Origin of the sequence: Pantoea sp. GM01 (assembly GCF_000282675.1) — a bacterium.
GTDB classification, from domain to species: Bacteria; Pseudomonadota; Gammaproteobacteria; order Enterobacterales; family Enterobacteriaceae; genus Pantoea; species Pantoea nemavictus.
Window position 1 is genome coordinate 1 of sequence record NZ_AKIU01000028.1, and the last position, 13,552, is coordinate 13,552.

The 13,552-nt window shown below is 60.8% G+C and carries 16 protein-coding genes; all 16 read right to left on the reverse strand.

Annotated elements, in window-relative coordinates; genetic code table 11:
• Positions 1-90: 90 nt before the first annotated feature.
• From PMI17_RS06485 to PMI17_RS06560, 16 genes are read right to left on the reverse strand one after another with little or no spacing between them, the layout of a single operon-like run.
• Positions 91-1,326 (reverse strand): beta-ketoacyl-ACP synthase, encoded by a 1,236-nt coding sequence (locus tag PMI17_RS06485; RefSeq protein WP_007887261.1) that lies wholly within the window; start codon positions 1,324-1,326, stop codon positions 91-93.
• A complete protein-coding gene (locus PMI17_RS06490; RefSeq protein WP_007887262.1) occupies positions 1,323-2,054 on the reverse strand; it encodes a 3-ketoacyl-ACP reductase FabG2 in 732 nt (243 codons plus the stop codon). Before PMI17_RS06490 ends, PMI17_RS06485 begins: the two co-directional genes overlap by 4 nt.
• Complete coding sequence (locus PMI17_RS06495; protein ID WP_007887263.1) at positions 2,051-2,539, reverse strand: hotdog family protein; 489 nt, start codon at positions 2,537-2,539, stop codon at positions 2,051-2,053. The genes PMI17_RS06490 and PMI17_RS06495 overlap by 4 nt, the downstream gene beginning before the upstream one ends.
• Complete coding sequence (locus PMI17_RS06500; protein ID WP_007887268.1) at positions 2,532-3,689, reverse strand: beta-ketoacyl-[acyl-carrier-protein] synthase family protein; 1,158 nt, start codon at positions 3,687-3,689, stop codon at positions 2,532-2,534. Before PMI17_RS06500 ends, PMI17_RS06495 begins: the two co-directional genes overlap by 8 nt.
• A complete protein-coding gene (locus PMI17_RS06505; protein ID WP_007887270.1) occupies positions 3,686-4,261 on the reverse strand; it encodes a DUF3261 domain-containing protein in 576 nt (191 codons plus the stop codon). Before PMI17_RS06505 ends, PMI17_RS06500 begins: the two co-directional genes overlap by 4 nt.
• Entirely contained in the window at positions 4,258-6,579 is a 2,322-nt protein-coding gene (locus PMI17_RS06510; protein WP_007887271.1) for an MMPL family transporter, read from the reverse strand. Before PMI17_RS06510 ends, PMI17_RS06505 begins: the two co-directional genes overlap by 4 nt.
• On the reverse strand, positions 6,545-7,126 hold the full coding sequence (locus PMI17_RS06515) for an outer membrane lipoprotein carrier protein LolA (protein ID WP_193372774.1): 582 nt from the start codon (positions 7,124-7,126) through the stop codon (positions 6,545-6,547). Before PMI17_RS06515 ends, PMI17_RS06510 begins: the two co-directional genes overlap by 35 nt.
• Before the next feature lie 26 nt (positions 7,127-7,152).
• On the reverse strand, positions 7,153-7,569 hold the full coding sequence (locus PMI17_RS06520; RefSeq protein ID WP_007887274.1) for a thioesterase family protein: 417 nt from the start codon (positions 7,567-7,569) through the stop codon (positions 7,153-7,155).
• Positions 7,562-9,199, reverse strand: a complete 1,638-nt coding sequence (locus PMI17_RS06525; RefSeq protein WP_369751410.1) for a glycosyltransferase — start codon at positions 9,197-9,199, stop codon at positions 7,562-7,564. Before PMI17_RS06525 ends, PMI17_RS06520 begins: the two co-directional genes overlap by 8 nt.
• Positions 9,200-9,249: 50 nt before the next feature.
• Positions 9,250-9,597 (reverse strand): 3-hydroxyacyl-ACP dehydratase FabZ family protein, encoded by a 348-nt coding sequence (locus PMI17_RS06530; protein ID WP_007887277.1) that lies wholly within the window; start codon positions 9,595-9,597, stop codon positions 9,250-9,252.
• Positions 9,584-10,912, reverse strand: a complete 1,329-nt coding sequence (locus PMI17_RS06535) for an AMP-binding protein (protein ID WP_007887279.1) — start codon at positions 10,910-10,912, stop codon at positions 9,584-9,586. The genes PMI17_RS06530 and PMI17_RS06535 overlap by 14 nt, the downstream gene beginning before the upstream one ends.
• Positions 10,909-11,469 carry a hypothetical protein gene (locus PMI17_RS06540; protein WP_007887280.1) on the reverse strand — a complete coding sequence of 187 codons (561 nt, stop codon included), beginning with the start codon at positions 11,467-11,469 and terminating at the stop codon, positions 10,909-10,911. The genes PMI17_RS06535 and PMI17_RS06540 overlap by 4 nt, the downstream gene beginning before the upstream one ends.
• Positions 11,470-11,477: 8 nt before the next feature.
• Complete coding sequence (locus PMI17_RS06545) at positions 11,478-11,732, reverse strand: acyl carrier protein (RefSeq protein ID WP_007887281.1); 255 nt, start codon at positions 11,730-11,732, stop codon at positions 11,478-11,480.
• Between the two features lie 11 nt (positions 11,733-11,743).
• Positions 11,744-12,001: a phosphopantetheine-binding protein gene (locus PMI17_RS06550; RefSeq protein WP_007887282.1), complete on the reverse strand. Its 258-nt coding sequence runs from the start codon at positions 11,999-12,001 to the stop codon at positions 11,744-11,746.
• Between the two features lie 3 nt (positions 12,002-12,004).
• Complete coding sequence (locus PMI17_RS06555; protein WP_007887283.1) at positions 12,005-12,802, reverse strand: 1-acyl-sn-glycerol-3-phosphate acyltransferase; 798 nt, start codon at positions 12,800-12,802, stop codon at positions 12,005-12,007.
• Complete coding sequence (locus PMI17_RS06560) at positions 12,792-13,523, reverse strand: beta-ketoacyl synthase chain length factor (protein WP_007887284.1); 732 nt, start codon at positions 13,521-13,523, stop codon at positions 12,792-12,794. The genes PMI17_RS06555 and PMI17_RS06560 overlap by 11 nt, the downstream gene beginning before the upstream one ends.
• Between the last annotated feature and the right edge of the window lie 29 nt (positions 13,524-13,552).

The following is a 13,552-nucleotide window of genomic DNA, read 5'->3' on the forward strand; positions in this document are numbered from 1 at the left end:
GCCAATGGCGAACGAAACTTGCTCCATGCGAACGAAAGTCGCTCAGCGCTTAACTGATCGGCATTACGCCATTGATGGCGACCTGCTATATCAGGCATCACGCCAGCGTTTAAACACCAGCGAGGTATTAATGCCGCCAAACGCGAAGTTGTTGGATTGGATGTAATCGGTCTCAATATGCCGTGCTTCGCCGACAATGTAATCAAGATCGCCACACTCCGCTGCCGGTTGCGTCAGATTCAGCGTCGGCGCGAACCAGCCTTCACGCATCATCTCGATGCTCATCCACGCTTCCAGCGCTCCGCAGGCACCCAGCGTATGGCCAAAATAGCTCTTCAGTGAGGAGATTGGCGTGCTGCGGCCAAAGATCGCCGCCGTTGCCTGGCTCTCGGCGATATCGCCGCGATCGGTAGCGGTGCCGTGGGCGTTGATATAGCCAATCTGATCCGCCGTGACACCGGCCGTTTTCAGCGCGCGCTCAATACAAATCTGCATAGTTTCGCGCTGCGGCTGGGTGATATGCGCGGCATCGCAGTTAGTGTGGAAACCCACCAGCTCAGCGTAAATGGTGGCACCGCGCGCCTGTGCATGATCCAGCGACTCGAGGATCAAGGTGCCCGCGCCTTCGCCAATCACTAAACCATCGCGCTGCTGATCAAACGGCGCAGGCGAGCTGTGTGGTGCATCGTTGCGCTGGCTGGTGGCGAACAGCGTGTCGAACACCGCTGCTTCGGAAGGACACAACTCTTCCGCACCACCGGCGACCATCACGGTTTGATAGCCGTGGCGGATCGCTTCCCATGCGTAGCCAATCGCCTGGCTGCCCGACGTGCAGGCGCTGGACGTCGGTATCACCCGGCCGCGCAGGCCAAAGAATAGACCGGTATTAACGGCGGTGGTGTGCGGCATCATCTGCACATAGGTGGTGCCGGTAATGTTATTAGTGTGTTTTTCCGTCAGCATGGTAGCGAACTCGCTCACCGGGCCGGTGCTGCCGGTTGAGGAGCCGTAGGCAATGCCGGTTTCACCGCTGGTCAGCACCGGATGATCGATCAAGCCGGCCTGCTCCAGCGCCAGTTCGGTCGCGCGCGTCGCCATCAGCGAGACGCGCCCCATCGAGCGAATGCGCTTACGCGTGTAATGGGCAGGCAGCGTGAAGTCGTCCACCGGCGCACCCAGCAGCGTGTGCAAGCCATCGTAAACCTGCCACTCCGGCATGTGACGCACGGCATTTTTGCCCTGCTTAATGCGCTCGGCCACCGCGCTCCAGCTGTCACCAAAGGCGGTTACGCCACCCATACCAGTTACCACGACGCGCTGAATCACAGCATACCTCCATTGATTGAAATCACCTGACGCGTGACGTAGCCCGCGATGTCCGACATCAGATAACTGGCCAGTCCGGCCACTTCCTCCGCCGCGCCCATGCGCTTCATCGGGATCAGCTTCATCGCCTCATCAATCACCAACGGCTCGAGATCGGTCATGCCGGTATCAATTAAACCCGGTGCGATGCAGTTAACGGTAATTTTGCGTTTTGCCAGCTCAATCGCTAACGCTTTGGTGGCGCCAATAATGCCAGCTTTGGCCGCGCTGTAGTTGACCTGACCACGATTGCCCATTATTCCCGATACTGAGGAGAGCGTAATAATGCGTCCTCCTTGGCGCAGGCCAATCATTGGCATCACGCACGGATGAATCACATTGTAAAAGCTGTCGAGATTGGTGTGGATTACGCTGTCCCACTCATCGTCGGTCAACGCCGGAAACGCCGCATCGCGCGTGATACCCGCATTGCTCACCACGCCGTAATAGGCGCCGTGCGTGGCGATATCCTGCTCCAGCGCGTTGCGCGTGGTTTCACGCTGCGCCACGTCAAACTGCAAGGTGCGTCCGCGTCCGCCCGCCTGTTCAATCCCGGCCAGCGTTTGCTGTGCACCGCTGGCATCGCGATGGTAATGCACCACAATCTCAAAACCGTCCAGCGCCAGACGTTGCGCAATGGCGCGGCCAATCCCTTTACTGGCGCCGGTGACTAATACGCTGCGTGTCATGGCTGAACTCCTTGTTTTAACGGCGTTTGTTGCAATTGAATTAACTCTTGTTGATTAGGCTGATAGGTGTTCAGCCGCCCGCTGGCGATCATTACGTCGTTGCAGCGGATCTCCCCTTCGAAGCTGCCCAGCCGGTCGTCACGCATCAGCAGACGCATCTCAACGCACAGCGTGCTATTGGCGGCAAAGGTGGCGCTATTGGCGCGATAGCCACGTCCACCGAGCAGCATGCCGGGATGAATCTCGCTCTCGCCGCGCTGGCGGGCATGAAAGCCAGACCAGACGCCAATGGTTTGCGCCATGATCTCCACGCCGTACCACGCCGGCAAATCACCTTGTGGCGTAAGAAACGGCGCCAGCACGCCGTCAGCGTTGATGCTGACTTCGCAGATCACGCTGTCATCGCTGACCAGGATAGCGCGGTCGAGCAGCAGCATCGGCGCGCGGTGCGGCAAATAAGCCGCGACCGGCAGAAAATCAGTCATGAGGCTTCCCTACAATCAGGCAGGTATTGTTCCCGCCAAAAGCAAATGAGTTTGAAGCGATGATCGGACGCTGCAAAGGTTGTGGCGTGGTGATCAAGCCGCATTCCGGCAATGTGGCATCACGTGCTGCCACAGAGAAATCCTGCGGCGGCAGCGGCAAATTCTGCTGCAGAATCAGCGCCGCCAGCGCCGCTTCAGTGGCGCCCGCCGCGCCCAGCGTATGGCCGGTGAGATGTTTTGTTGAGCTGCACGGCACGCGCTCGCCAAATAGCCGCTGGATAACCGCAGATTCCACCCGATCGTTGAGCGGCGTCGCGGTGCCATGCAGATTGATGTAACCGACATCCTGCGGCTGTAATCCCGCCTGCTGCAGCGCCATCAGCATCGCGCGCTCCGCACCGACGCCTTCCGGATGCGGTGCCGACATGTGCCACGCATCCGATGACTCACCGCAGCCGAGAAGCGCCAGCGGCTGCTTCTCCCGCGTCAGCAACAGCAGCGCCGCGGCTTCGCCAATCGAAATGCCGTCGCGGTCGGCGCTAAAGGGTGCGCAGTGGCGATCCGAGAGCGAATCAAGACTGGCGAAGCCGTTGATCGGCATGCGGCTCAGCGAATCCGCGCCGCCCACCAGCGCCACATCCACTAACCCGGCATCAATCAAACGTTGTCCGCTGATCATTGCGCGCGCGCTGGAGGAGCAAGCGGTAGAAATCGTATAAGCCGGGCCCTCCAGTGCTAAAAAGTGGGCAAGGAAGCGCGACGGATCGCCCAGCTCCTGCATGCGGTAATCGTAGCCCGGCAAGCCGTCAGCGACCTGACGATCGCCTTCATCCACGCCGGACGTGCTGGTGCCGAGCACAATCGCCACGCGATCGCGCCCGTATTGCGCGATGGCCGCCTCCAGCGCTGGACGCAGCTGCGCCAACGCCGCCAGCAGCAGCTGATTGTTACGCGTGTTGTGCACGGCTAACGCGGCAGGGATTGCGGGTAACTCGCCCTGCACCTGCCCCAGCCAGCAGCGTTTGCCTGCCTGCAACCAGCCGTCACGCGGCTGCATGCCCGGCGCACGGCCCGCTTGCAGCTGCACAGCAATCTGCGCCAGGTTATTGCCCAGCGCATTGACCATGCCAAAGGCGGAAATGTAGATCATGATGACGCATCCAGTTGTTGGATTTGAATCTGATAACCAAAGGCGCGTTGATCGATGCTGATCGGCTCACGCTGCGCACCGTGTTGTAAATAACGAATCAACGTCACCACCTTGCCGGCCGGATCGCGCAGCTCGCGGCGATCATCAATATCGATCAGCGTCCAGCCGCGCGGCAACTGCGGCTGCCACGCGCTGATTGGCCAATGGCTCAGCATCACGTCGGCCAGCACCTGACTGGCGGGCGGCATTTCCGGCAGCGCCATCATCTGCTGGGTGTGAATGCCGTTTTTATCATAGGTGACGCGGAACAGACGAATGCCGAGCGACGACAATCCCGCCAGGCTCAGCTGCTGCGCATCGGCGCTGAGTAATACCAGCAGCGACTGGGTTTTCCCTTTGGCGTGCCCGGTCAGCAGTTGCTGCTGCTGAAAAGCGGGCGAAATCCCTGGCGGCGGTAGCGTCACGCGTACGCCCGGTTTCAGCCAGGCGGTTGGCCGATTAATTTCGCTGGCATGTTGAGCACAACCGCTTAGCAGCAGGCTCAACATCAGCACAAGCGCACCCATTTTCATCGTTGCTTCCTTTTCCCCGGCGCCAGCGCCAGTGGCGCCAGCAAGAATGCACAAAAAATGCCGCTACACAGCACGGTACCAAAGCCGCTGATGGCGGCGGTGCTGCTGAACACCAGCATGCCAAGCGTTAATAGCGTGGTCATCATTGCCAGCGTTACCGCCAGCATTGAGGTTAACGGCGTACCGCGCGGATTGCTGAAGAACAGCGTGTAGTTGATGCCGATGCCGAGCACCAGAATCAGCGCCAGCAGAGCAAACAGATTGAGGCTCGCGCCGATCCAGCCCAGTGTCGCCAGCGCCGCCGCCAGCGACAACCACGACGGCAGCGCGCTGCGCATGCCGGCTTTTACCCCCAGCCGCAGCATGTAGCTGGCGGTAATCAGCAACAGCGCCAGCGCCAGTAAGCCGCTCAGCAAGGTGCGCCAGAAGCGGAACAGTTCATCGTAGCTGGCCTTGCGATCGACCCAGCTCACGCCTGCCTGCTGGGCTGCCAGCTGTTGCAGCGCGGCGCTGTTTTTCACGCCGCTGACCGGCACCAACACGCTGCTGCGCCCGTCCGGCAGCGACAGCCATAACAGCCGCCAGCCTTCACTCAGTGGGCTTGCCAGCCAGTCGGCGGCGCTCACCGGCATCGCGCTAAGATGGGCGTTCGCCACGCTAATGCCCGCTTGCTGCAAGCGTTGCAGAATGTTCGGTGCCGCCTGCTGCAACAGCGCCACATCCTGCTGCTGCTGCGCCAGCGAACTGAGCGGCAAGATGCGATAACCGGCCAGCCAGCCTTGCTGCTGCGCCTGCTGCAGCTGCGGTGCCAGCGCGCTAAGCCGCTGCAGCGCTTGCTGCTCATCATCGCCCCACACCACAAACCAGGTTTGATCGGCCTGCTGGCCGGTCAGTTGCGCCAATTGACGATCCTGTGCCAGTAGCTGCGCCGGTGCACTCTGCAGATGGGCAATATCATCGTCGACGTGCAGCTGCAGCATGCCGCTCAGCGCATAGATCGCCACCAGCGCCGGCAATCCGCGCTTCAGCCAATTATTGCGCCGCCAGGCTGCCAGCCAGCGTGCCAGCCATACCATCGCCGGAATGGGACGCACCGGTAAGCCACGTACCAGCCACGGATAAAAGCAGATTACCGTCAGGCAGGAGGCGCTCAATCCGCTGGCGGCAAACACCGCCAGCTGGCGCAAGCCGGGGAACGGTGCCAGCAGCATCAGCAGCCAGGCAATCGCCGTGGTGCCAAGCGCCAGCAGCAGCGTGCCGCGCACCTTGTGCAAACTCTGCCACGGCGTGGCTTGCTCGCCGTGCACCATGCGCTCCGTCAGATAGTAGAGGGTATAATCGGCCGAGATGCCGACAATGCTTAGGCTCATCACTAAGGTGGTGAGATGCAGTTCGCCAAAACAGAGTAGCGTCAGCACCGTGCCCGCCATCGCGCCTATCGCCACCGACAGCGCACACAGCGCCAGCGGCCGCAGCGAGCGAAATACCAGCCACACCAGCAGCAGCAATCCTGCCAGCGTCGCGCTGCCGAGGGTTTCCACATCATGCTGCGCGCGCTGGCTGGCATCATCACTGAATAATACCGTGCCGCGCGTTAGCAGCTGCGCATCCGGCCAGCGCGTTTTGAGCTGGGATTGCAGCTGATTGAGCGCCGTCACCAGCTGATGGCTCTCTTTAATGCTGAAGGCATTGCTCGCCAGTTCACCGTGCAGGAAATACCAGCGACGCTGCTGCGCATCCTTCACCGTTAGCCAGCCGTTATGCAGCAGCATTTTGTTGGCGCTTTGCTGCAGCGCCAGCTGCGCACCGCGCACCAGCAGCAGCGGATCGTTGCCGATCTCCTTGCTGCCGACGCCGGCGAACGCCGAGAACAGCTGCGCCAGAATCCAGTCGGCCTGCGCATCGCCGCCGTTTTGCAGTCGGCCGCGCGTGGCGGGATCGATCAGGCCATTGCGATGCTGAAACGCATACGCGCCCCAGCGCTGCAGCTGATCGTCATCCAGCTCGCCGCTCACCTGTTTCAGCATCGGCAGGGCTTGTAACTGCGTTTGCCACCAGGCTGCGACCGCATCACCCTCCTGATCGTTGGCGCTCACCAGCCACACCAGTTGACGATCGAGGCGCTGCATAAAGCCCTGCTGAATCTCCGCCGGTGCCTGGCCGAGGTTCTGCTGCGGCAACAGCGCCAGCACGCTGCTATTGAGCTGACTGCGCGGCAACAGGATCGCCAGCGCTACCGCTAACATCAGGCACACCGCCAGCCACAGCAGCGCGACGGTTTTCTCACTGCGCTGGGGCAAAACGCGCTCGCTCTTCATCGGTCAACTGTTGCGGTTCGGTGCGGGTATCGCTCAGGGTGATGTCGGTCTTATCGCCCTGCTTATCATCCAGCGTGATGCGATTGAGGAATTTATCGCCCTGCAGATCGATGCGGTTAAAGATCTTATTCAGCGGCGCGGCTTTCGGCGTCAGACCCAGCTGCCAGCGGTCATTGCCACGATCGTGGAAATCGAGCACAAAATTCTCGCGCAGCACTTTTTCATCGGCCTGGAACAGCGCGCGCAGCAGATGGTTGAACTGGAACATCTGTGGATTGCTGTCGGCGGTGATCACCTGCGGCGGCTGGCCGCTGATGCTCTGCACCATGCGCTTTTCATCGAGGATCAGCATCAGCGGGAACGGCGTCGCTTGCTGCCACCACAAGCCCTGCTGCTGGGCGATCAACAGCTGACCGCGCGACACCAGCGGCTGCGCCATGCCAGCAATGGTGCGCACCTGAACAAAATTGGCGCGAATCACCGGCTGGCTGGCGAAGCGCTGTTGCAGCTGCTCGAGCGTTACCGCGCTGGCGTTGGCACACACCATCAACAGCAACAGACAAAAGGTTCGAATCACGGCTTCACTCCCAGGCGGGCAAACAGAATGTCAGGCGAGACAAAACACATCTCCTGCGTCGCGGCGTTGACGGCGACCTGCAGCGTGTGGGCTTTGGTGGTCACCTGCCCTGCCGCGTTACGAATCACATAATCGATGCGCAAACGGTTTTCATATTCACTGATGCTGGCGGCCACGCGCGCCACCTCTTCACAGCGCAGCGGCTGGCGATATTTCACGTGGGTATCGACCACCGGCCAGACGTAGCCGCTGGCGGCCATTTCGCCGTAGCTATAGTTGATGCTGCGCAGCAAGGCTTCGCGCGCCAGCTCAAAATAGCGGAAGTAGTTGCCGTGCCACACCACGCCCATCGGATCGCAGTCGTGAAACGACACGGTTATCTCCACCTCTGCGCGGTAGTTGCTTTCACTCATCGCGGCTTTTCTCCTCGGGCAACGTCCAGAAATCGTAAAAGTTAAACCAGTCGAGCGGTGCCATCAGCGCATGCTGTTGCAGCCGCTCGGCATAGCGATCCACCGTGGCCTGCAACGCCTGCTGGCGCTGGGCGCGTGGCAGCAGTAGCGGATCGGCAAAGGCTTCACAATGCACCCGCAGGCGGCCCTGTTCGCGCAGGGCAAACATCAGCAGCACCGGACAGCGCAACGCGGCCGCCAGCACAAACGGCCCTTGTGGAAACGGCGCAGGACGGCCCATAAATTCGCTCCACACTACGCGGCGCTCACCGCCGCGCTGGCGATGGATCGCCGTGCGATCGCCAACAATCGCCACCCATTCACCGGCATCCAGTTTTTGCTGCAGCAGAATGGCGGTATCCGGACCGATATCGGTCACCGGCATCAAATTCACGCCCGCCTGCGGCGCAATGCTCTCCAGCACCTCGCGAAAACGCTGCGCGTTGTCGGTAAACACCAGCGCGTTAATCACCAGCCCGCTGACCTGTTTGGCCATCGCGCGGCAGGCTTCGATATCACCTAAATGCGATGCCAGAATCAGATGGCCTTTGCCTTCGGCGGCACGAATGGTGGCTTCAGCGCCGGGCGCGAAATCGATATCGCGACCCCACTGCAGATCGCCGCGCCAGCTGGCCACTTTATCCAGCATGCTGTAGCCGAAACGCAAAAAGTGATGATAGCTATTCACCGGCGCAGGCAGCGTGATGTTCTGCTGCTGCGCCACCGCTTGCACACGCGTCAGCCACTGCTGCGACGCGGCGCGCGCGGCGCGTCCGGTTAGCCAGTAAACCGCCACCACCGGCCACAGCAGCAGCACAAAAGGCAAGCGTCCAGCACGGCGATAGAGCCACAGCATAAAGCGCATACCGCTCTGCCCACGGCGTTCCGGCGTGGCCGACCAGTGCTGCGCATCGCCACGCTGGCGCAGCAACTGCGGGATGCGCGGCAACATGCCGAAGAACAGGCGCGTGTGCATCCACGAAATACGCAGGTTGTCACGCAGCGCATCGAAATGCGACACGCCGCTCTCTGGATAGGTGACGCGCGTGGCGAGAAAACGGCTCGGCGTGCCCTGCCAATAGAGACGCACCATGATCTCGGTATCGAAATCCATACGTTGGCCAATTGGACGGCGGTCGCAAAGCCTGAGCGACGGCGCAAGCGGATAGACGCGGAAGCCGCACATGCTGTCTTTAAGTGACAGCGACAGCGTTTCCACCCACACCCAGAAATGGGTGATGTAGCGGCCATACAGGCGCGATTTAGGGATCGAATCATCGTAAATCGGCTGACCGGAGATCAAACAGTGCGGATAGCGTTGCGCTTCGTCCAACATGCGCGGCGCATCTTCCACCTGATGCTGACCATCGGCATCCAGCTGCAGCGCGTGCGTATAGCCCGCCGCCGCCGCCGCGCGCATGCCGGCAATGACTGCCGCCCCTTTGCCCTGATTGTGCGGCAACGTCAGCACCTGCAATTGCGGCGCCGCCAGCGCGGCGATCTGCCGTTTGGTCTCGGCATTGCTGCCATCGTCCACCAGCAGCACTGGCAAGTTAAACGGCGCCAGCCGCGCCAGCACCGAGGCCAGCATCGCGCCGTGGTTATAGCAGGGAATCAATACGCAGGGCGTGAAGTGAGGGCTCAACACAGGCGGATCTTCCCGCTGCTGGCCACCGTCGCCACCTCGCCGTTGATCAGGCTGTAGCTGAAACTGAGCAGCGATTTTTCCGCTTGCCACTGTAGCCGTAACTCCAGTTCGGCATCCGGCGGCACCGGCTGCTGGAATTTAATATTATCAATCGAGGCGAAGCTTTTTCCCGGCGCTAAACGCGTCAGACCGTAATGCAGCACCCAGTCGAGCTGCGCCACGCCAGGCAGAATGGGCAAGGTGGGAAAGTGACCACGAAACCAAAACAGATCGGCGGCAGCGTGCAGACGCAACGTCAGCGCATCGCCCTGCTGTTGGGCATCTAATTCAACCGGCAACATCAAACAACTCCTCAATTTGCGGCCACGCGCGCTTGCTTTGCGCCGTGACAGGAATCGACGTCACCACGCGCCAATAGCGCGGCATCGCCACCGGCTCCAGCCAGGGTTGCAACGCGCGCTTCCACGCGATTTTTAGCTGATGCAGCGTCGCCGCATCCATCTGCTCGGCTAGCGCCAGCACCACGCCGATGGCGTGACGTCCATGGCGCTGAATCGCCAGCGCGGCGGCATCTTCTACGCCCGGCAGTGCCAGCAAGCGCCGTTCAATTTCACTCAGCGACACGCGTTTATCTTCAATCTTCACCACGCGATCCTGGCGGCCCGCCAGCTGAAACTGGCCGGACGGCTGCTGCACAATGCGATCGTCGAGCGCACAACCCTCTTCGGTGTCCAGCAAGGCGGAGAACACCCGCCAGCGACCGGCTTCCTGCTCGCGCAGGGTGATGTGCGGGAAACAGTGCCACAGCACGTTTTCCGCCGTAGCGCAGCGCCAGCCAATTACCCCGGTTTCGGTGCTGCCATAGATTTCATCCACCGTACAGCTCAGCGTCTGTTGCGCCTGCTGTGCCGCCGTCCACGGCAACGCACCGCCGGCAGAGACAATCAGCTCACAGCGCGGTGCAGTAAGCGACGTATCCAGCCGACGGAGAAACGCCGGGCTGCTGATAAAAGCGTAGCGACGGTCGCTGGGTTGATCCGCCAGTTGTTCGCCGTAAAAAATCTGTTGCGCGGCAAACGGTAAACCCAGCGCCATCGGCAAGATAATGCGGAAACTCAGACCATAAAGATGTTGATGACTCACCGAGGCAATCACATGGCAATCGCGTAACCGATCGCCCCACAAGCTGTGGAGCCAGCTGGCTTCGATATCGAGCGCGCGCAGTGATTTCGTTACCCGGCGCGGCGTGCCGGTCGAGCCGGAGGTAAACAGCACGAGGTGAGCATCATCGGCGATGGGCGGCAGCTCGCCGCTGGCCAGCGTACCGTCCCAGCGCAGCTGCGGTAATGACACCCCCAGCGGCATATCGCAAAGCACGCCGTCGAGGCTGTCGGCCATCTCTTCCAACTGGGCCGCGCGGCAGTGTCCGGGGATCACCGGCGTTTTTCCCGCATACCACAGCGCCAGCAGCGCGGCGGTGAATGCATAGCTGTTGTCAAAGCACAGCGCCCAATGCTGGCCTGGATGCTGGAGCAGCCGCTCGGCCAGCGCCTGAACCTGCTGGCGCAGGGTGTGCAGCGTAGTGTGCTGCGTGCCGTGCCAGGCAACCGTGCGATCCGGTGCAGTGAGCCAGTCGCGGATGCTGCGTAGCTTCATGTCTGTTTCCTTATGCGCTGACGCAGCAGCCATTCGCCGCCCATCAGCGTGCCCATCAGCAGGTAGCTGATGCACCCATTCCAGAGTGTCCAAAGCGTGACATCGTTGAGCAGACAGGTGACCAGCGCCACGCTGCCGTTGAAGATGAAAAAGCCGCACCACACTTGCGTTACCCGGCGAGTGTAGCGCACCGCGCGCGCGGGTAAATCTGCTTCACGCAGTCGCGCCAGGCGTTCCACCAGCGGCATTGGGCTCCACAGCGATGCGCCAAATAGCAGCAGCAGCAAAACGTTGACCACCAGCGGATACCACAGCAGCAGATGTTGCGAGCGCAGCAGCAGGCTGGTGAGACACAGCACGGTGCCAACCAGCGCCAGCAGCAGCATCACGCGGCCCATCGGGCCCGCCGCGCGGCGTAAACTCCAGACGCGCAGTACAAACAGCAGCGCCAGCAGGCCGGTGATGCCGCGCCACTGCGGCTGGGTGAGGGTTAACCACACCAGAAAAGGCCAGGCCAACAGCGCCGAGCCATTTAGCAGCCGCAGAAGCGTGCGCATGACAGAAATCAGGCTTCGTCGCGCATCAGCTGGTCGACGGCGTCAACCACGTCCTGCACGGTACGCACCGCACGGAAGGTTTCCGGTTTGATTTTCCGGCCCGTGCGCTTTTGCAAATGCACCACCATATCCACCGCATCAATGCTATCCAGCTCGAGATCTTCATACAGACGGGCATCTGGTCGAATCGCATCCGGCTCAATTTCAAACAGCGAAGTGAGTAGCGTGGCCACTTCCTGGTAAATTTCGTTTTTGTTCATCATGTTGACTGTTCTCAGGCTTGCTGTTGTTCAACAAACGCGGCCAGTGTAGCCACGGAAAAAAAGTGCGCACGCAGCGTTTCACTCTCGGCGGAGAGCTGTACGCCAAAGCGATTTTTGACCGCCAGTCCCAGCTCCAGCGCATCGATAGAATCGAGTCCCAGCCCTTCGCCAAACAACGGCGCATCGGTTTCAATGTCGTCAGGGCTGATATCTTCCAGATTCAGCGTGTCGATAATCATCTGTTTGATGTCGTTGATCAGTACTTGCATAACTTAGTTAGTCTCTTCAGGCACCAGCGCCTGTTGCAGATGTCGCGTCAGGCGACGGGCGGCCAGCGGCTGCGCATCCTCTTCGGCTTCACTAAAGGCCTGGCTAGCGATACGCGATTGTACGCGTACAGTAAAAAGCGGTTTAACCAGCGGAATCTGATACCAGCGGCTTTGCTTATCAAGCATGCGTTCGCTGCAGGTGATATGAACCACGCGCAGGTCGCATCCGGCACGCACCGCAATATTGGCGGCACCGCGCTGCAGCTTCAGTGGCTCGCCGTAGCGCGTGCGCGTCCCTTCGGGAAAAATCAGGATGGTATCGCCGCGCGCCAGCCGCTGCTGACTATCCGGCAGCAGCGTATCGGCTTCGCTATTAATCAGATAATCGGCGGCACGAATCACGCCGCGGAAGAAGATGTTGTGCTGCAGCTCGGCTTTGACCAGACAATCCATCTCCGGCAACACCGAGGCAATCATCACGTAATCGATCAACGACGGATGATTAGCGACGATCAGGCAGCCACGATCCTGGCGCAGCTGTTCTGCGCCGATAATCTGGTAATCGTAAACACCGACAAAACGGCAGAAGCGCAGGAAGCAGCGGAAGCTCCAGGCGATACTGCTGCGCGCGATTTGCCGACGACGCAGGCCATCGCGCTGCACCAGCAGCAGCACATTAAACCAGATGAGCGACAGTAATAGGCCGCCGACGCTGAACAGCGTGAAGCTGACGGCGGTCATCCCCAGTCGCCAGTAATAGTTAAAACCGGGACGCGACTGCACCAGCGAATTATCCACCATGCTGACGCTCCCACATCCATTGGTGGCGCTCGCCTGGTACGCAAAACGCTGGCGCATCACGCAATATCGCCGAGAGTACCTGCAGGCTTTGCGGCAGCGGGTGCGCTGCGGGTGGAGCGGCCTGCGCCGTACAGCGCCACTCGTCGCCCGCGCGCAGCAGCAACGCCAGCGCATAGGGCGCATTGAAATGATCGATCTCCGGCAGCCACGGACGATAGTACGGCGGTACGCTGCCGTCAAAATCCACCAGTAACACCTGCGCATAGCCGGCCTGATGCAGTGCCGCGACTTCGAGTAAACCTTGCTGGAAGCTATCAATGCCCGCCGAGATCGACGTTGACACCAGCGGCTGACGCGCGGCAATGGTTAAGCTCCCCACCGCAGAGTTGTGGACCGACATGGCGAAGTCGGTCGGAGACAGCGCTTGCTGCTCGGCCAGCGCGCTAAGAATACGCAGGTTGCGCTCGAGCTCACCGTGGCGACTGGTAAAGACGATGGCATCGACCGTTTGTCGCGCCAATAGCGCCAGCCCGCACTCTACAGCCGCTCGGCTGCCCGCGCTGAGACGACGCGCGGTCATCATCGGCAAAAATTGGGGTTTCGCGATGGGTTGTGTGGCGTTCAGCACTGGCGCCTGTTGCGCCCAGCGCTGCCACTCTTCTACGGTGCTGTGACCCGGCGCAATGGCATGCCAGTCAACAAGGGAGTAAGCGAGTTTCATACCTGTATTCTTTCTTCAGCCTCAGGGCG